The sequence below is a fragment of the Fodinibius sp. Rm-B-1B1-1 genome, from assembly GCF_038594945.1.
Taxonomy (GTDB): Bacteria; Bacteroidota; Rhodothermia; order Balneolales; family Balneolaceae; genus Fodinibius; species Fodinibius alkaliphilus.
In genome coordinates this window covers 509,951-526,701 of record NZ_JBCFYD010000001.1, presented here as the reverse complement: position 1 = coordinate 526,701, position 16,751 = coordinate 509,951, and the positions used below count along the sequence as shown (strand labels likewise).

Sequence of the window (16,751 nt, the reverse complement as noted above, 5' to 3'; positions counted from 1 at the left end):
AGCTTACATATAACTTGGACCATTTAAGACCGGTATATATTCTATTTAGATAACCTTAAAATTCGTATGGCACCCCACATTACAAAACAAAATACGACGGCTCCAATCACTAAGTCCGGCCACTTAGAGCCTGTAAAATAAACCAGAATACCGGCTGTAATTACGCCGCTATTTACAATGATATCATTCGAAGTGAAAATAGAGCTTGCCCTCATGTGGGCTTCCTGACTTTTAGCTTTATTTATGAGCCAAAGGGTAACGAGATTCGCGACGAGTGCTACAGAGGCAATGATAATCATCCATTGAAACAAAGGCGTTTCGCCTACGCCCATAAATCGGCGGAGTACTTCTAAAAATCCCAGAGAAGCCAATCCCATCTGGAGATAGCCGCTTATTTTTGCCACCTTCTTTTTCCTTGCAACGGTACTGCCTACCGCAAACAGGCTAAGCCCGTAAACGGACGCATCTGCCAGCATATCCAGGGAATCTGCGATCAGGCCCATCGAGTTGACAAGCCAGCCGGCCGTCATTTCTATGACAAAAAAGACCGCATTGATACCCAGAACCCACCACAATATCTTTTTCTCTTGTTTCTTATTAGAAGAAGGTATATCAATCACTTTTTTCGTCGTTTCAAAGGAAGAATTTAGATTTAATGAGTTAAGGGCATCGTCTATTTCAGATATCCCTTCCTCATGATAAACGCTCAGTGTACGATTTGGAATATCAAAGTCCAGCCATTGTATAGTTCCAATGTCTTCCAGTTTCATTCGAATCAGTTGCTCTTCGGAAGAGCAATCCATTTGCGTAATTTTAAACGTTGATTTCTTCATGGTTTGTTAACTCAGGGAATATAGTATGGTAAGGCTGTATTACTCGTACCGTGTACATTCGTAGATTCCTTTGGCGCTGTCGGCCAGCAGTTCTTCAGCAAGCTGTATGATTTTGTGCACGCGGGGATCGCTGGCCCGGTAATAGATATGGCGGCCGTCCCTGCGGCTTAGAGCAAGTCCGCACTCGCTGAGGCAGCGCAGGTGACTGGACACGTTGGGCTGGCTCAGGCCGGTCTGTTCCACGATCTCACCCACGGTGGTATCTCCCTCTACCAAAATCTTTAAAATGGAAAGGCGGGAGCCGTCGGAGAAGCCGCGGAACAGTTTCGATTTTAATTCGATGCCGGGTTCAGCTGTTATGGAAGGCATAAAAAGGTTGATTAATTATGTTTATATAAATATATAATTATATATTATTCAAAACAACATAACGATCCAATCGTTGTACCGGATATTCTTCTAACCCCAATATATTTGTAATATCAGCCCTTATGAACAGAAAAAAATTGTGGTTTTTGTTTGCGCCGGTCCTGCTGGCGGCACTCATCGATCAACTCACCAAACAACTGGTTCGTACGACCCCGTCCCTGCAGAACCTGGAAATCATTCCGGGTTGGCTGATTTTTGCCTACACCCAAAATCCGGGTATGGCGCTGGGAATTGACTGGTTTCCCACCTGGGCTATCAGCCTGATTTCCATTGTGGCGGTCGCCGGTATTTTTATATACGTAGCAAGGAATTTGAGCCAGGCAACCCCCGGGTACCTTATCTGCATGGGACTGATACTGGGCGGAGCGCTGGGGAATATCATCGACCGGCTGATTATGGCCAAAATAGAAGGCTACGGACATATCTTGCAGGGTCGCGTAAATGACTTTCTGTACTTTACCTTTTCCATTGGCGGTGATCCGGTATTCCCCTATATTTTCAATATGGCGGATGTGTTTATAAGCACTTCTATCATTCTACTATTATTGTTTAATCGGCGCCTGTTACCGGAACCATCAGAACAAAATAAGTCGTTAACCGACCATTCCCCTGCCTGAAATCAGTTATGCCTTATATCCAAACAGCTTATCAAACACCTTCCTAATAAATCCACCTATCCGAATAACTATTTTCCCACCAAATTGCTCAATTACCATCCGCAACTCATGTAGAAAAAGATCAAGCAGTCGCTCCTTTTCCTGTGGAGAGAGTTTTCTACCTTCTTCGCTGGTGGGGTTGGTGTATCGGGCATACAAGCGAAGAATCTCTTGGCATTTTTCAAACAGGGTTCGGATTTGAGCCGAGGCCGAAACGGCGATTATTCCCAATATTACCACGCCTATTTCGGCTAGGTTATTCGGAGTGAGCAGACTAGTTACCCATTCGCTGGTGGTAAGGAGCAGGATGGTGGTAAATAAAAAAGTTAGGAAGGTAATCATTGGTTATTCTTATTAGGTTTATGGGTTTTGTATTTGGAAATATCCATGGCTTTGACTTGTAGGTCGGAGCGGTCGTCATCAAACAAAGAGTTGCCTGGTAGCTTTTGATGTTGGTTCTTCTGGATCTGTTTGAGCCAATGGCGTCCCAGGTTTTTTGCCTGTTGTTTTTGTAGGCCTTCTCCCTGGCCTTGGAGTAGCTGGTCTATGCCGTTGGTTTGGGCCGCACCTGAAGAAATGGCTATCATGCCATAGAGATATCCTATGATCTCTAGGATGGAGAGGATGAGCAAAAGGGTTGTATCAATACCAGATGCAGACAGTTTTCCTGTTGATATAAGTCCTGAAACTGTGAGGCTGGCTATGCCACTTTTTACGATTCCTTTTCCCTTTTCAGGGGTTTTGCTTTTGAAAAGACTGATTAAGGTGGGAACAGCCTTAATAATTGGTTTTAGTATCTTCAGCATGAGAGGTGTCCTCCTTAATTAGAGACTTATACCGGTGGAGTTGGGTGGGAATGGTTTTGAATTCAATAGAGCGAATTCGCCTGTTGTGATCTTTGAATCGTTCATCCGCATGCTGGGCATGGGTTTCTAAGCTTTTTTCCAATCTATGGAGGTTGTCAGCCTGCACTTTCACTTTCTCATTGATGCCAATCATCAGCTGGTACCACTTTTTGATTTCAGCGGTCTGGTTATTTATGGAATCATAGATTCCGGTTAAAAACAGGCAGATGATCGTGGTGACAATCAGCTCTTTGTACTTTTTGAAAAAGCTATCCGTTTTTGAGTTGTTCATGGGGCATATCTCCATATCGCCTCATCCAGCGTTAAAGATTGCTTATTCGATTTGCAATAGAAGTGGCCGCTGGCAAGTGATTGGTAGTAATACTGGCCGTTGATTCGCAGCCACCGTAGCGGACGCTGGGAATGGCCGTTCCCTGCCCATCCGTCCACGTGCAAACCGATAGCCGGTACTTTGTTACCTTCTTTGTTGGTGTACATCCAATCAAAGTACAAGCCTACGCCATTAAATCCCCAAGTGGTGGCAAGCAACCAATGTTGGATTTCTGAAACTTGACTGGAAAGCCACTGGTCAAAAAGCAATACATCAAAAGCTAGTCCGTGGCCGTGAGATTTTTGGTCTCCCTTTCTCCAGGCAGAGCTGATAAGAGTTGGCAGCCCGTGCCATCGGCGCCATGCTAAAAACGAACGCAGAAATCCGATGTCCATGCGCTTGACGGTTCCTGGACCCTGGATTTCGAGTTCTTCGATAGAGAAGTGGTTGCCGTAACTGTCCAGCAGTGCGTTATAATCTTGGATATTCATTACTTTTTACCTCTTGTGGCTATAAGCAACAGGCCTAGGGCTGCCAGCCCGCCGACTACTTTTACTGGCGTTGGTATTTCGCTGTTGATGTACTTTTTGGCTTCCTTGATCAGATCTTCTTGGGTCTCACTGTTGGTTTTGTCTTGGCTTGATTCACCCAAGCCTGTTTGGCATCCGCAATCGCTTTGCAGGTACCCGGACCCATTCGCTAATGAGTGATCTGTGCAGCCGCAACCGCATGACTGGTCGGAGGAATGTAATGTATGTTCCATGATAGAGTTGTAATGAGTTGGTTATCGTTGAATGGAGTTAAAAGAGAAGTTTCCAGAGCAACAGGCCGGATATAGTTGCCCCACCTGCTGCGGCGTGTGTTTTCTTGATCTGCATGCCACCGATCGTTATTGACCCGTCCAGAAAACCACTGTTGGTACTTGGTGAGCTGCTTTGCGCGAACGATTTAGTTGCCAGTTTCTTCTTTTGAGAAGATGTTTTTGCCGTTGACTTCTGTTTGGGTCGGGTCTTCACGTTCGTAGTGACAGGTGGTTTCCTGGCCGGTTTAACCGTGACAGGCCGAGGGGCCGGAATGGGACTACGGTGTTCAATGACCGGATCCAGAACCGGCCTCTTCATAATGGGGGTTATTCTGGGTTTTGGAGAGGGTCTTCGAGAACCAGAAACGGTTCTGACGGGCGTCCTGATTTCAATAGCGGGACGTAGCCTTTGGTGTCGAATAGCGGGCAGGCGTCCTAAACCCTCCGGATAGGTCTCGTCGGCATCGATATAATGGGAATCAGTGGTCATAATTTCTGTGGGTTGATATAGTTGTAGGTAAGAAAGGCTACGGCACTTAATGGCAGCAGGTACGCCGACAGGCTAACGGCTTTGGAGAGGCCGAGTAGCTGGCCGATAAGCTGTTTTCGCTGCAGGACATCGCGGCTGTAGTCTCGGCCGGTGGTTACCGAATCCGGAGGTAGCCCCGCGTAAATAGCGGTCCGTACTTTATTTGGACCAGCGTTATAGGCCGCTATGGCCCGGGCGGTATTTCCGTTAAACTGCTGAAGAAGTTTTGCCAAGTACTGGGCTCCATAATCAATATTGGCTTGGTGGTCAAAGGGGCTATGGCGGTCGGTAAACTCAGGATGATATCGCCGGTCGATTTGCATAATACCGATGCCGTTCCCATGATCTCCAGTGCCATCAGCAGATAAGGCTAGTCCCATTCGGCTTTCTCGGGAAGCGATAGCGAGTAACAAGATGAGAGGGATACCATATCGCTTCGATGCTTCGGTAAAGAAAGGCATTAGCCCGCGCAGGCGCACGTAGGTAAGTTCGGTTGACAAGGAAATTGAGCTGGCCATTAGACAACCATTTTGATCTTATAGTTGACCTTGCGCATCTGTCCGGCCATGATGGTAAATTGGTCGGCTGGGGCAAGCGCCCGGCGGGCTACCAGCTTTGGAATCCATTCGTCATAGTCATCCCCACGGTTGGCGTAAATACCTACCTCTTTTATGGTGATGTCGGTAGTGCCCCGGTTTTCAAATACGCGAGCTAAGTTGAAATATGCTTCATTGTTAGCTTCATCAATCGTCACCTGGTCGTCAATGAGCATGCCGTGATGGATGAGCTCCCCGTCTCCGCTGCCATGGATGATACCTCCGAGGTTATAAGGAGTCTCTTGCGTGGCATCGGGAGAAAGGTCAGCGTCTGTCATAGAGACAAATTTGTTGCTTTGGCCCAGCCGGAGTCCCAGGTGCCACCCTTTATTGACTTCCGAAGCCCGGCGCTCTAGGGAGGTCATTGAGGTTCCCCCCCCGCCGATACACATCAGGTCCCGCCAGTTGGTATTGGTGTTTTCGACCGCTTGTTTTCGTAGTGCTCCCACAAATTCAGCGGTGAATCCCCCGTTGGAACCATTGAGGTTAGTATCCTGATTGAAGTTTTCCAGCTCAAAACGGCATTCATAATCCAAGGTCAGCGTTTTGCCATTTGGAAGGTTCAGAGCTGCAGGCAACACGTCACGGGCATAGAGGGTAGCAATAGTGTTAATTTCATGGCGGTTGACATTGATATGTGTCATCAGTCCCATTTCTGTGATAGCCAGGTCACCTCCGGAGTCGTTGGTAAATGGGGCCGATACGGTAAAGACGCTTTTCTGCTGGTCGGTAACCACCCCCGAAACCGATCGCGCGCCCCGAGCCAGCAGCGCGTCAATGGGATTATGAAGCCCTACATCAGAGATACTTACGGGGCGGCTGCCTTGTCCAATAGTTGGCAAAATGACACGAAAGGGTGGGCAGTAGCTTTCGGTAGTCGTAATGGGATGATAGTGCTTGGCAATGACTTGCGCCTGGTCGGCGACATAAGTTGCGGGATCAATGTCCGTGGGAGCGTCTTTGAGGCGGATATAATAGTCGCCGTGCGTGCTTTCAACCTGCCAAGTGCCATTGATTTGCGGGACCGAGCTGCATCCCCAGATATGTACCCACACCGGCTCCTCGCCGTTGGGATTGACCCCGTGCATGCCGTTAAATATGTATTCCAGATAGTACTGGCTATAAATTTCCAGCGCCCCATTGACGATATGCAGGGAGGTAATCTTCCCATCCTGCACGTAATCGTCCCCGGGGCTAATCAGGCGATTGGTTTTGCCGCCGTGCATCATCCCGTGGACATCACGCAGGAGGTTGCCCACGAAGGACTCGCAGTGCATCCGAAACAGATGCTGCCCGTCGATGCTAACATTGCAAAACAGGTCCATTCCCGATTTCGGGGTGCCAATGGAGAGAGTTTGATTGATAGTATTCATGGAGTTAGGTGATAATGGTAATGGGGTTAGTCGTGGCATTGCTGCTGGCGGCTCCCGTCAGCTCTGACACGTTTTCATCTGTGTGCAGTTCACTCGTTAGGGTTTGTGACGTTGCTTCGGGTTGGTGGTCCGCTCGGATACTCGTCTCCGGATAGCAGAAAAAGATATCTTCATGGTCGTCGATGGGTTGCAGTTCTAGGATGACCTGGCCAGTCGGAGACTGTGTTGTCCGCTGGACATCGTCGGGGGTAATGACCGAGTAAATTCGAGATTGACCAATTTGGCCACCTGCTGTCTTGGAACGCACCCGGAAATAGTGCCGGGCATCCAGATAGGTGATCGGGAAGTAGAGCGTATGATAACGCAGCATCTCTGACGGCTCCCGATGATATTCAGGAGTCGTAGCCAGATTTTCCGGATCCAAGCCCCAGTCCATTTGGGAGGAGGCTTTTTTGCCGGTAGCCCACGAAACCTGGATGGAGCCGTCAACCAGCATGCCGCTGACGACCCGCATTTTAAATCCTTCGCTAAACTCTTTACCGGTAATTTCGCTCATGTCAGGCGCTCCAGAAGATTTCGGTTACGAGGGCTTTCGAGGTTTCTAGGGCTCCGGAATCCTCATCCCACAGGCCCATCATGCCACCTTTGTAGAGTTCTTTGAACTGGCGTTCGTCCATGTGGAGCGTTTCGCCAGGCTTGAGTTTGAAGGTATAATAGCGCCCGTCAATACGGTTCTCATCCAGGGCAATCATAAATTCTCCATCGCTGCTATTATGGATGATGACACCCAGACGCATCGGATTCGAGTTAACCAATTTTACGGGATTGGTGGTTTGTTTTAATACCGGCGAAATAGAGGTTCCAATTCGCCTGCTTCCCTGCAAGCCCACTGAGATATTATTACCACGAAGTTCAAGCAATAGCGTATCCAGCTTTTGGGTCAGCTCGCAGAGAGATGCGATTAAGGCGTTCCACATAGTTATACCTCCAGTGGTTTGCTATCAGCTTGTTGGACAGCGTATGCTTCACAGAGGAAACTTACGTTGGCCTGCGAGGGGCCTTTGTTGGACGCATACACCTGAAATGGCATGTTTGAACCAACGATAAACGGCACGTTGGCATAGAATTGGCTGAACTCATCATTGAGCTGCTCGACAAATACTTCATTGCGGATGGTGGTATTATATACCTTTAGGCTGGCGGTGATATCACCGGGTCGGTCGCTGCTCATGGCCAGGCGTCGGGCTTCCACGTCAATGCTCTTAGCCTTGACACCCAGGTCAATATTCACAGCCCCTGACGGCAAGCTCGCTTGCCCATACAAAAAGCGTGGTTGTGGCATCGGGGAACCGATTTCCTCGTAAATCGCGGTGAGTTTAGCCAGCCCAAAATGATCGAATCCGATCACTTCAATATTGATGGTCTGTGGGGCGCTGTGGGTATTGGTAAGCTCAAAGACGAGGCTGTTGCTTTTCTGAATGATAAATGGAGCAAGCAGGCCATCGATGCGCTGGAAAAGCCGGTGGACTACAGCAAGCTGTAGGTCACGAAACAGGTACAGATCTTCATTAAGTCGAGCGGAGACAAACACCTTATTCATGTTAGGGGCATAGGGTAATATCTTTCGGACGCCGAAACTTTCTCCGCCCATGCCATTCATCATAACATGTCCGGTTTCCCCAGCTTGTAGCTGGATAGCTTTGGCCGGATTAAAGGGGCTGGACTCGGTTGGTGGAATAAAGTTCTTTACAATCTTCATCGCTGATGTATTAAAGGATTAGAGCAATATTGAATAACCGGCAACGGCCCCGGGCCGCTGCCGGTTAGAGAGGTTATTTTTCGGGCTTCATTTCAGCTACGACAATACTGGCGCGCAGGTACAGCAAGCCTTGGCCAGAAGTCGTCCAGTTTTCGTCACTGGGGAACACCGAGGAGTCCTCGAAGTGAACTGACAGTGACAAGGTCTGATTGACCGCCAGATCGAATGGATCGGCCAAGCGGTACTCGTCAGCGGATTTAAGAGAAGCGATGCGCTTGAAGACCACCGGAGCATCTACGGTATTCGCCGTGCCAGCTACCAACTGAACGTCGGTGCCGGAAAAGTTGGAATGCTTGGAGATGGGCACGCGCAGGAACTCTTTGTTGTCATTATCGGCCTGTAAAATGACGCCCGCATCTTTTAGCGAGTTGACGATCCCGCGGGCATCGATGCCGTTGGCCTCATCGTCCTCGATGAATTGCTTGGTCACCTCGAAGGAAAGCGCGAGGATACGTCGCTTGAGTTCGCCCGGGAAGGGATTACCTACGTAATTGTTGCGGGTGATTTTCCGCGTCGAGTTGGGCGGAAAGAAGTTAACGACAGCGCCGTTTTGGGTGACTTGCTGGGTATCAAAATAGGTTTTGATGCGCGCGCTGGCGGGGACAATAGCTTTTTTAGAAATTTGGTTACTCATAGTTCGTTGTTAGTTAAAAGGGTTGTAAGTGGGGCCGTTGTGGCCTACTGCTTGTTCCCGCAGGCAGTCCCTAGTCAGCAAGAGCTATGAGAAAAATGGGTTGCCAATTACACCTCCACGGTATCTTCAAATACGGTTTCGATTTGAGAGACGTGGCCGGTTTCCACGGGAAGTTGCACTGGTGGCGTGGGTTGGGGAGTTAAGTTCTCCTCATCCCACAGGTAGTCGCTTCCTTCCATAAGGCCCTGGGAGGGGGTCCAGTCGGGCATGACGAACTTGATCAGCTCCATCACGCCTTGCACGCCGAGTCCCATGGCTAGGCCACGAAGGTGTTTGTTTTTGGTGAACATGGTAAAGGCCATGCCGAGGGTGAGCGGGAGGCCAACGCGGGCCGCTTGCTGGACGGTAGCCGAGCTTCCGCCAAGGATAGCGGGTACGGCCAGCCCATTAAGCTGCGCACCAATTGCCTGGCCGCCCACAATGTATCCGGCAGTGATAAGCTGCTGCTTAAATTCGCTGACAGCTTTTTCGGTTGTTAGTTGTTTTGCCATAGTTGCAGGTTTTGGGGTTGTTGGGTTTTCGATTACATCCAAGTGAGTTGGATTTTTTGCAAATATTCGTTGGGTCATAGGTCGGTTCGATAAGGGTTAATTAAGGATGCCTCGGCCGTCAATATTCAGGTTCGTAATGATATATACGTCTCCATATTGAAAGACAGGACGCTTGCCGTCGTCGAAATAGTGGTAATAATGGTGGTCGTCTCCTTTCTTGTCGCCCGAGTAGATCACCTTGTCGCTGCTGTACATGATGCGCTCGGCGTGACCGATGGAGACGAGGTCAGCATCAGCCGGTGGAAATAGTTCGTAGTCGTAGCCGTCGGCCGGGAAATGGTGGAACTCCTGGTACATCTGTTCGGCATCTCCGTTGTCAAAGGCTCCTTTTAGAAGCTTCATGCGCTGGGTCGGGAAGGCAAACAGCGTGGTTCCCTCGGCGTCGATAACCATTGCTAGATCCTCATCCTCAGAAAGTATGCGCTGCATAAATCCTTTGGTGTCAATAAACTCCAGTTCACCAACGGAGCCCGCGTACACCAGTGGGTCGCCAAATAAGGTTTTCAGAGGCATGGGGAGAGATTTCGTTGTCTGTTTACTAGATCGATTCGGGCGTATTTTTTCCTCCGGTGAACTATCGCGATAAATACCAACCTCACGCACGCGAACGGTTCCTTTCACCCCATAGGTGGGAGCTATCCGATTCAGTTCTTCATAAAGTTCCGTACGGTCAGAAAATTTGGTCTTGACCAGCTCATTGACCACATCTTGCAATTTGGTTACGGTGTTTTGGTTGGAGGTGAGATCCAATTGGGCTTGCTCCAACTCTTTTTGGGTTTGCTGGTGGGTAGCCTCCAGTTCTCGCAAGGTTTTCTCCGATCGTTTCAGCTCTGAGGTGATTTGTTGAATACGGGCCTGGGCCGATTGCTGCCAGCCTCGTTCCAGGGCCAGGAAGAGCCCCGCCAGCTTACGCTTGATAATCGGCAGCCACCGCTCGGTCTTGTACATGCCCAGCTGCTGCTTGATCTGATCGTAGGTTACTTCGGCTTCGTCGTGGCCCGTTTTCTGTTTTTCGGCCTCGATATCTATCTCGTAATGGGCGTAAAAGTCAGATTCGTCCGCAATAATATTCCCTTTGTTGCCCGCCAGGCTTTGGCCCGATTGGACGGGCTCATCCATACCCCAGCCAAATTGGTTATTTAGCTGGTCGCCGGCCATCTGCTTGATGGAGCTCCACTTAATCTTGTTGTAGAAACTTCGATTAGGTGCGTTCGGATCAGGAATCAGGTTAAACAGCACCCGGCCATTGGCGTTATTTTTGGGCACTTCCAAAGCCAGCTCGTGGCGGAACCGGGGAATGCGTTTGCCGTCGGAAGACAAGTTGTTTTCAATGGTTCCGATCTCCCCGCTGTAGTCTAACCAGCCGATGCGAATGAGTCCTTGGTCAAGGGCTTCGGTGGCTGAAGTTGGTAGTTTTGAATCAATTAGTGCTTGTTCTCTTTGGATAGCAGACTCCATTCGCTCGGAACGTTTGGTCACGTCCTGGCTTGCTTGCCCAAGGGAAGACTCCAGACGCTGTGTCTCGCTTAGCAGGGAGTCGATGCGGGCCTTCAATACCTTGGTTTGGGCTTTGGATTGGAAGAATTCTTTGACTCGGGGATCGGAGTTGGTGGCGGCCACCATCTGCTCGTATTCCAGAGACTCTCCCTCGGAGTCGGCAGAGGTTTCCCGACCGTCGCCAAAGAAGAGTTCGTCGATCCAGCTTTGCTTCTTGCTGACCAGCTCCAGGCGGTACTGATCAAAAGAGTCCTTCATCAGATAAAAATGGATGTTCACTTTCCCGTGTTGGTTGCCCTGCCGGAGCCCGCGCCCGTTGCGCTGCTGAATCTGGGAGGGCGTGTAGGGCACGTCCATATGATGCAGGTCGGTGGTCCATTTTTGCAGGTTCATGCCTTCGGCGATGGATTGGTTGCCAATCAGCACTCGGTACTTGCCAATATTGAAATCGTCCTGCACCTCTTTTTTGAGGGCTTCCTTATCGTCGGATGAAGAGACAAAATAGTCGCCGCCTTTGGGGTTGGTGCCAATAATCGATCCGTTAATAATGGCGATTTCTTTGGCCGGAATACCTGCTTTTGCCAATTCTTGCTTAATAAGCTGGTGGTAGCTTCCGCCTTTTTGGCCTTCTACGGAGATCCAGTCGCAGAAGATGATTTGGTTGCGAAAGGATGGGGCAGCCGGATTTTCGCGGGTCCCAGACAGGGCCTCGACAATCATCACCGCTCGGTCAAAGGTTTCTTCCATGGCGTCCGACCCGTCGGAAAGCAACTCACGCTGTTTTTCGATTTTATTGAACAAGAATTGTTTGCCGACGGGCACTGCGTGGAGGTCTCCTTCGGTGGCTTCAATTTCACCGGCTACCTCTTCGAAGTATCCCAGAGATTTGAGTTCTTTAATGAGGGTGTGGCGGGGTTGGCCAAAGTATGGGTTCGGATTTTCTCTGGCTGGGGCAGATGTTACTTTGGAAAAATAATCGCCATAAATGCTTTCCGGTACTCTGCTAGGAGCAGGGTTTGCGCGGGTAGTATAACTTTGGGTGACGTTATTCACCAGTGCTCCGAGCTTCATAAACTTGCCATCTACGCCCGCGAAGCTGTGGTCATAGACGCGCAGATCGGTCGCAATTTTGCTGCCATCGCCGGTAATGACCAGGAAATTGTCTTTGGTCTGGCATCCGCGTTGGCGCATGCAGTCCAAGATGTTATCGGCCCGGAGGATGATATCGTCGAATAACAATTTGTGAATTTCGCTGGGCTCAATAACCTGCTGTTTGGTTTCGGCCTCGGGGCGCTTGAACTTTGGCTTTAACACTTTAGTTTGGCCCTGTTCATCTTTTACAAGGTTACCGTTATCATCTTTGAGCAGGTCTGGAAACTTCTCGTAGAATCCCACTAGTTGGTCATAGCTTTTGATGTCCATAACCTCGTCGATAATCGCCCGCATTTCTGGGAGGTTATAGTATCCGGCCACTACGCGCTCGGTTCGGTATTCGCCGTTGGTCTTTTTGACGATCTTTTCTTCCTCGCGGACAAACTGGTTGATAAAGTTGTCTAAGTTGGCAATCTGGTATTTTTCGAGCAGGTCCGGGGCGCAGAGGTTGAGCATGTGCCATACCTCCACCGGGGAATTCACGACTGGCGTAGCAGTCAAGACAAAGACGTTTTTAAAGCCTATTTTGGAAAACAGCCATTTCGTTTTTTGGAGGGCGTCTTCGGCTCTCTGGGAGGGTTTATTAGCGGCAATGCCGAGCTTGGCCGCTTTGGCGCTGCCCAGCGCGTTTTTGTAAAAGTGGGCCTCGTCAAAGAACAGGGCGTCCACACCGAGCTCGTCAAAAAAGATGTCGGTGTCTAGTCGCTTCGCACTTGCTACATTGCGGAGCTTGGCCTCCCATTCTTCTTTCATCTTCTCCAGGCGCGTGACCATCGACTTTTTGGCCGTGGAGCTGAGGGCATCATCTTCTTCGATAAGCTCGTCGAAACTATCAATCATCTGATCAAAGTATTCTACGCGCTCGCTGTACATATTCTGTTGCACCGATGGAGATAGCGGCAGACTCTTGAACGCATGGTCAGCAATAAAGATCGCATCCCAGTTGTAAAGCTGGGCCATAGTGAGTTCCTTGTGGCGTTCGGAGCCCGTCATTTTCATATTGAGGATTTTGGCTTCCGGGAACAGCATGGCGTACTCTTCGACCCACTTTTCCTGTACTTTGCCGGGCACCACAAACATCGGTTTGTGGCAAGCGCCCTGTTGCAGCAGAACCTGGGAGGTAATAATGGCCGAGAGCGTTTTACCGGCGCCGACGTCGTGGCAGTTGGCTCCGCGCCCGTTCCAAACCAACTTTTCGGCCACTGCGCGGTTGTGTTTGTACACCGCAAAATCTTTGACGCCATAGAAGGTGTCCGACATCCCGCGCACTCGAAGAGTGGCTCCATCAAATTGAGGGTTGATATGAGCATTATACTCGTGGTTATAGGCCTGCTCAATGAGTTCACGAATTTCGGTAGAGGCTTTGGTGCGTACCCATTGGTTGAACTTTTGGGGCACGCGCGTGAGCATCTGGTCGTTATGGGTGCGCTGTTTGGCACGGGAACGCTCGATCAAAGCTGTAAAGCCTTTTTCTTCGGCTCGTTTGAGCGTCATATTCGGGAGCACGTTGTCGTCCTCGTCGTAGAAGACCAGCGGGAAGCTGGAATCTTGAATATAGTTATTAATAATCTTGCTAAACGGCGTCTCGCCCCAACCTTGGTTCCAGTCATCGGCCGTTTCTTCTCCATTTTTAATATACCGCCCGCCTTTGCGAAGTTTCATATAGAAGCGGTTACCAAGATCGGCTTTGTCTTTGACGAGTCCGATATGTACGTCTCGGTAGCCCAGCTCATCTTTTATCCACTGGGTAAGGACTTTCGTTGGCAAGTAGGTGAAAATGTGGCGCGGATCGACGGTAATGCTATAGGCATCAATCCACTCCGGGAGAACTGCCTTTAGGGCTTCGGTATTTTTCTCCAGCTGATTGTCTTCGGCTATTTCCAGCTTGCGGCGGACATTACCGGCCAGGTATTGATAACGAAACTCGTAATTATTGGTCTCGGGATTGTAAAAGAAGTCAGGGTGATTTTCGATTGCTTTAGTAAGTTCTGTCCGGCTGGCTGTGCCTCCTTTGTAGGTGGACTGGTAGAAATCAAGGGTCAGCTCTTCGCCGATGGAGCGGCCGTACATGGCAATTTCGGCCAGGTCATTTGAGTCGGAAACCGCTGGTACGTAGTTGCGGTTGAACATCGAGTCGGCATCGATAATATCGGCATAGACCAGCTCTCCGCTGATGGGATCGCGTTTCACAAAGGTCGTAAGCTTATACAACCGGTTGTCGTAGCGAAATACCTCGCGGATATCCTCGTCTTCGTCGGGAATGCCGTAGCTATTGATGTGGCTTTCGAGTAGCTCCTTAAACTCCCCGCGAAGCGGCTCTTTTTGCTTGCTGTCTTGAGCCAGCGCCGTTACGAAATCATCGTATTTGTCTAGCATTTGGCAGGCCGAGTTTATCTTGGCACGAAGGCCGTCACCCGCTTTATCCGATCCACCTACGGTAACAGGTTTGAAATAGTGGCGCTGTTTTTCGTAGAATTTCTCATCATGGTAGACAATATTCCCGGCGTAATAATCGCGGGTCGTCTCCAGGCGCACGCCCTCATCGGGGATCCGGTAGAACGGCATCTTCCCCGGAAGCGGGTATGGGAAGCGAAGACCATCTCCAAGAACCTTACCGGTCAAAGCCTCATCAACTTGGCCTTTTACGCCCATGCGGGTCAAAAACTGCATGTCGTGCCCCTGAATGTGCTCACCTAATACCTGCTGGGGATATTTATGGTAGTACGGATTATAATAGGCCCCGTAAGACTGGTCCTTATGTTCGGTGATACTTACCGCGAGATCCTGGTAGGCAAAGAGCTGATTTAATTCGCTGCTTACGTCAGGATGGGTTTCGCCGTCAACATCGGGGTATTTCTGAAACAAGATCAGATCCGTTGTAACCAGTGTATCGGCATTGTCTTTGAATGCAGTGGACGGGAGCCGGTAAGCACCCACAAATCGGGCGCGCTGGACCATGGCCTGTCGAATGGCCGGATCCTTCTTGTCCATCGTGCCGACCGAAGTAATCACTGCTAGAAACCCGCCGGGCTGAAGAGCGTCCAGGGACTTCAGGATAAAGTAGTCGTGGATACGTGGATTAAGGGGAGCCAGTGGGTCTCGCTGGGTATGAATTTTGATATCTCCAAAGGGGACATTGCCTATGGCTCCGGTCAAGTTGTATAGCGACAGGTCGGTCTGGGCAAAGTTTTCGTGGCGGACCAGCTGGCTCGGGTATAGCAGCCCCGCAATGCGGGAGCTTACTGCAGAACGCTCGACCATCAGCATGCGATAGGTCTGGCGGTTGGGAAGGAAGCCTGCAAAATTGCCTACGCCCGCCCCGGGTTCTAAAATGTTGCCCCCATCCACGCCCATGGTTTGGAGTTTATCCCAGATGAGTTTGACCAACGGGTAGGAGGTGTAATGCTCGTTAAGCAGACCGCGTTCGGTTCCGGTTGCGTCTTCGCCATATCCGAGTCCACCGGCGCCCGTGTACCTGCGAAGCAGATCCAGGTCCGATTCGGTAATCGCCCGGTCCTCTTTTTCCAAGACGGCCAGTGCCGCCTCGTTGGCTTTCCGGCGTTCGGACTTCGAGAGTTTAATGGGGGCAAGTTTTTCCAGATGGATGCCGGAAAAACGGCTTCCATATTTGGCTTCTCCCGGCCGATCCATGGAGGGTTGGTATGATTGATCGTCTTCTTTTTCAGGTTTTTTTGCTTCCTGTTGGGCTGCCGAGAAAACCTGGTTAAAATCGACGCCGATGACTTGCCCGTGATCTCGAAATAATTCCAATGCCTGCTCGCGGTGCTCTGTGGGAAACTTATCGAGGGAAAAGGCCAGGGCCAGTTTCATCACGGTTTCAGTGAATGACTCTTGGAGCTGTTGGAGGTCGCTCGAAGGATTCTCACGGGTCGTCAATTTGCTGGTCAGTTTTTCTGGATTTCCAAGGAGGGAGTCGATAGAACTGGCTGCCTGCTCATCACCTTGATCAGCTTGCCAGGCCAGGTCGGTGAGCTGGTTCATTCGTTGGGTATTGAGTCTGCCATTTTTGTACGGCATGTGGGCGGCACTTGCAATTTGTGCCATCCGCTGCGTTTTTACCTGAATCTCGACGGGAATATCTCCGGCCTCCCCAGCCATCACGATGAAGTGATGCGCTCGATAGCCACCGACGGGTTCGGCGTATTTATCTTCATGTTCAAATACTTCTCCGATTGCTCCTGATACAATTTGTTTTACCACCTGGTTCAGCTCGGTTTGACCAGACAGTACGATCATGCATCCGGCCATATCGGTCAGCCCCTGAGTATAGAGCTCACCAGGATTAGCCTGCTTGATATTTCCTTTAATGCGCTTGCGACGCAATTTATTGATGACCGAATAGGGAGATTTTACTCGGCCCTTTACGGTGGCTTCGGGTTGCAGCCCTTTGAGCTTGCTGGTTACCTCGTCCAAGGCCTGCTGGTAGTCCCCTCGCAATTCGATCAACTGTTTGATTTCGTCGGTAAGCTTGGTTTCTTCGACAGTTTCGGTGTCGCCAGCCAGTTGTGGGTTGGGATCGTCAGCATTGGGGATCCCGTCCCCATCAAAATCGCCAAAAATGCCGGGGTAGTCCTCAGTTGTAATGTCTTCAAAAGGAGTAACAATCGGATTGTCTCGCATGGG

The 16,751-nt window shown here is 50.1% G+C and carries 17 protein-coding genes; 1 reads left to right on the top strand and 16 read right to left on the bottom strand.

Features of this window, described 5'->3' with window-relative positions:
- Positions 1-41: 41 nt before the first annotated feature.
- Positions 42-833, bottom strand: coding sequence for a cation diffusion facilitator family transporter (locus AAFH98_RS02350; RefSeq protein WP_342521066.1), 792 nt, complete (start codon positions 831-833; stop codon positions 42-44).
- A 39-nt stretch (positions 834-872) separates the two neighbouring features.
- Entirely contained in the window at positions 873-1,202 is a 330-nt protein-coding gene (locus AAFH98_RS02345) for an ArsR/SmtB family transcription factor (protein WP_073067830.1), read from the bottom strand.
- 146 nt (positions 1,203-1,348) lie between these two features.
- Here AAFH98_RS02345 and AAFH98_RS02340 point away from each other — a divergent pair, with 146 nt between their 5' ends.
- Positions 1,349-1,879: a signal peptidase II gene (locus AAFH98_RS02340; RefSeq protein WP_342521064.1), complete on the top strand. Its 531-nt coding sequence runs from the start codon at positions 1,349-1,351 to the stop codon at positions 1,877-1,879.
- 6 nt (positions 1,880-1,885) lie between these two features.
- Here the strand turns inward: AAFH98_RS02340 and AAFH98_RS02335 are convergent, their stop codons facing one another.
- The 14 genes from AAFH98_RS02335 to AAFH98_RS02270 all read right to left on the bottom strand — a co-directional run bounded on the left by AAFH98_RS02335 (position 1,886) and on the right by AAFH98_RS02270 (position 16,748).
- Positions 1,886-2,260, bottom strand: a complete 375-nt coding sequence (locus tag AAFH98_RS02335; protein WP_342521063.1) for a hypothetical protein — start codon at positions 2,258-2,260, stop codon at positions 1,886-1,888.
- Complete coding sequence (locus tag AAFH98_RS02330) at positions 2,257-2,724, bottom strand: hypothetical protein (RefSeq protein ID WP_342521062.1); 468 nt, start codon at positions 2,722-2,724, stop codon at positions 2,257-2,259. Before AAFH98_RS02330 ends, AAFH98_RS02335 begins: the two co-directional genes overlap by 4 nt.
- Entirely contained in the window at positions 2,696-3,055 is a 360-nt protein-coding gene (locus AAFH98_RS02325; protein WP_342521061.1) for a hypothetical protein, read from the bottom strand. Before AAFH98_RS02325 ends, AAFH98_RS02330 begins: the two co-directional genes overlap by 29 nt.
- On the bottom strand, positions 3,052-3,489 hold the full coding sequence (locus tag AAFH98_RS02320; protein ID WP_342521060.1) for a hypothetical protein: 438 nt from the start codon (positions 3,487-3,489) through the stop codon (positions 3,052-3,054). The genes AAFH98_RS02325 and AAFH98_RS02320 overlap by 4 nt, the downstream gene beginning before the upstream one ends.
- Before the next feature lie 95 nt (positions 3,490-3,584).
- A complete protein-coding gene (locus AAFH98_RS02315) occupies positions 3,585-3,746 on the bottom strand; it encodes a hypothetical protein (protein WP_342521059.1) in 162 nt (53 codons plus the stop codon).
- A 148-nt stretch (positions 3,747-3,894) separates the two neighbouring features.
- Positions 3,895-4,110 carry a hypothetical protein gene (locus AAFH98_RS02310; protein WP_342521058.1) on the bottom strand — a complete coding sequence of 72 codons (216 nt, stop codon included), beginning with the start codon at positions 4,108-4,110 and terminating at the stop codon, positions 3,895-3,897.
- A gap of 272 nt (positions 4,111-4,382) precedes the next feature.
- Positions 4,383-4,943, bottom strand: a complete 561-nt coding sequence (locus tag AAFH98_RS02305; RefSeq protein WP_342521057.1) for a transglycosylase SLT domain-containing protein — start codon at positions 4,941-4,943, stop codon at positions 4,383-4,385.
- The gene (locus tag AAFH98_RS02300) at positions 4,943-6,433 is read right to left on the bottom strand and encodes a glycosyltransferase family protein (protein WP_342521056.1); all 1,491 of its coding nucleotides are present in this window, start codon (positions 6,431-6,433) and stop codon (positions 4,943-4,945) included. The genes AAFH98_RS02305 and AAFH98_RS02300 overlap by 1 nt, the downstream gene beginning before the upstream one ends.
- Positions 6,399-6,950, bottom strand: a complete 552-nt coding sequence (locus AAFH98_RS02295; protein ID WP_342521055.1) for a hypothetical protein — start codon at positions 6,948-6,950, stop codon at positions 6,399-6,401. The genes AAFH98_RS02300 and AAFH98_RS02295 overlap by 35 nt, the downstream gene beginning before the upstream one ends.
- A gap of 1 nt (position 6,951) precedes the next feature.
- Positions 6,952-7,371: a hypothetical protein gene (locus AAFH98_RS02290; protein ID WP_342521054.1), complete on the bottom strand. Its 420-nt coding sequence runs from the start codon at positions 7,369-7,371 to the stop codon at positions 6,952-6,954.
- 2 nt (positions 7,372-7,373) lie between these two features.
- Entirely contained in the window at positions 7,374-8,153 is a 780-nt protein-coding gene (locus AAFH98_RS02285) for a hypothetical protein (protein WP_342521053.1), read from the bottom strand.
- 73 nt (positions 8,154-8,226) lie between these two features.
- A complete protein-coding gene (locus AAFH98_RS02280; protein ID WP_342521052.1) occupies positions 8,227-8,847 on the bottom strand; it encodes a hypothetical protein in 621 nt (206 codons plus the stop codon).
- Positions 8,848-8,954: 107 nt separating this feature from the next.
- A complete protein-coding gene (locus AAFH98_RS02275) occupies positions 8,955-9,398 on the bottom strand; it encodes a hypothetical protein (protein ID WP_342521051.1) in 444 nt (147 codons plus the stop codon).
- 96 nt (positions 9,399-9,494) lie between these two features.
- Positions 9,495-16,748, bottom strand: coding sequence for a helicase-related protein (locus AAFH98_RS02270; RefSeq protein ID WP_342521050.1), 7,254 nt, complete (start codon positions 16,746-16,748; stop codon positions 9,495-9,497).
- Positions 16,749-16,751: the final 3 nt, after the last annotated feature.

Excerpts from the sequence above, each read along its gene's own strand:
- AAFH98_RS02350 (WP_342521066.1), bottom strand. The coding sequence starts at position 833 with ATGAAGAAATCAACGTTTAAAATTACGCAAATGGATTGCTCTTCCGAA.
- AAFH98_RS02345 (WP_073067830.1), bottom strand. The coding sequence starts at position 1,202 with ATGCCTTCCATAACAGCTGAACCCGGCATCGAATTAAAATCGAAACTG.
- AAFH98_RS02335 (WP_342521063.1), bottom strand. The coding sequence starts at position 2,260 with ATGATTACCTTCCTAACTTTTTTATTTACCACCATCCTGCTCCTTACC.
- AAFH98_RS02330 (WP_342521062.1), bottom strand. The coding sequence starts at position 2,724 with ATGCTGAAGATACTAAAACCAATTATTAAGGCTGTTCCCACCTTAATC.
- AAFH98_RS02325 (WP_342521061.1), bottom strand. The coding sequence starts at position 3,055 with ATGAACAACTCAAAAACGGATAGCTTTTTCAAAAAGTACAAAGAGCTG.
- AAFH98_RS02320 (WP_342521060.1), bottom strand. The coding sequence starts at position 3,489 with ATGGACATCGGATTTCTGCGTTCGTTTTTAGCATGGCGCCGATGGCAC.
- AAFH98_RS02305 (WP_342521057.1), bottom strand. The coding sequence starts at position 4,943 with ATGGCCAGCTCAATTTCCTTGTCAACCGAACTTACCTACGTGCGCCTG.
- AAFH98_RS02300 (WP_342521056.1), bottom strand. The coding sequence starts at position 6,433 with ATGCCACGACTAACCCCATTACCATTATCACCTAACTCCATGAATACT.
- AAFH98_RS02295 (WP_342521055.1), bottom strand. The coding sequence starts at position 6,950 with ATGAGCGAAATTACCGGTAAAGAGTTTAGCGAAGGATTTAAAATGCGG.
- AAFH98_RS02290 (WP_342521054.1), bottom strand. The coding sequence starts at position 7,371 with ATGTGGAACGCCTTAATCGCATCTCTCTGCGAGCTGACCCAAAAGCTG.
- AAFH98_RS02285 (WP_342521053.1), bottom strand. The coding sequence starts at position 8,153 with ATGAAGATTGTAAAGAACTTTATTCCACCAACCGAGTCCAGCCCCTTT.
- AAFH98_RS02280 (WP_342521052.1), bottom strand. The coding sequence starts at position 8,847 with ATGAGTAACCAAATTTCTAAAAAAGCTATTGTCCCCGCCAGCGCGCGC.
- AAFH98_RS02275 (WP_342521051.1), bottom strand. The coding sequence starts at position 9,398 with ATGGCAAAACAACTAACAACCGAAAAAGCTGTCAGCGAATTTAAGCAG.
- AAFH98_RS02270 (WP_342521050.1), bottom strand. The coding sequence starts at position 16,748 with ATGCGAGACAATCCGATTGTTACTCCTTTTGAAGACATTACAACTGAG.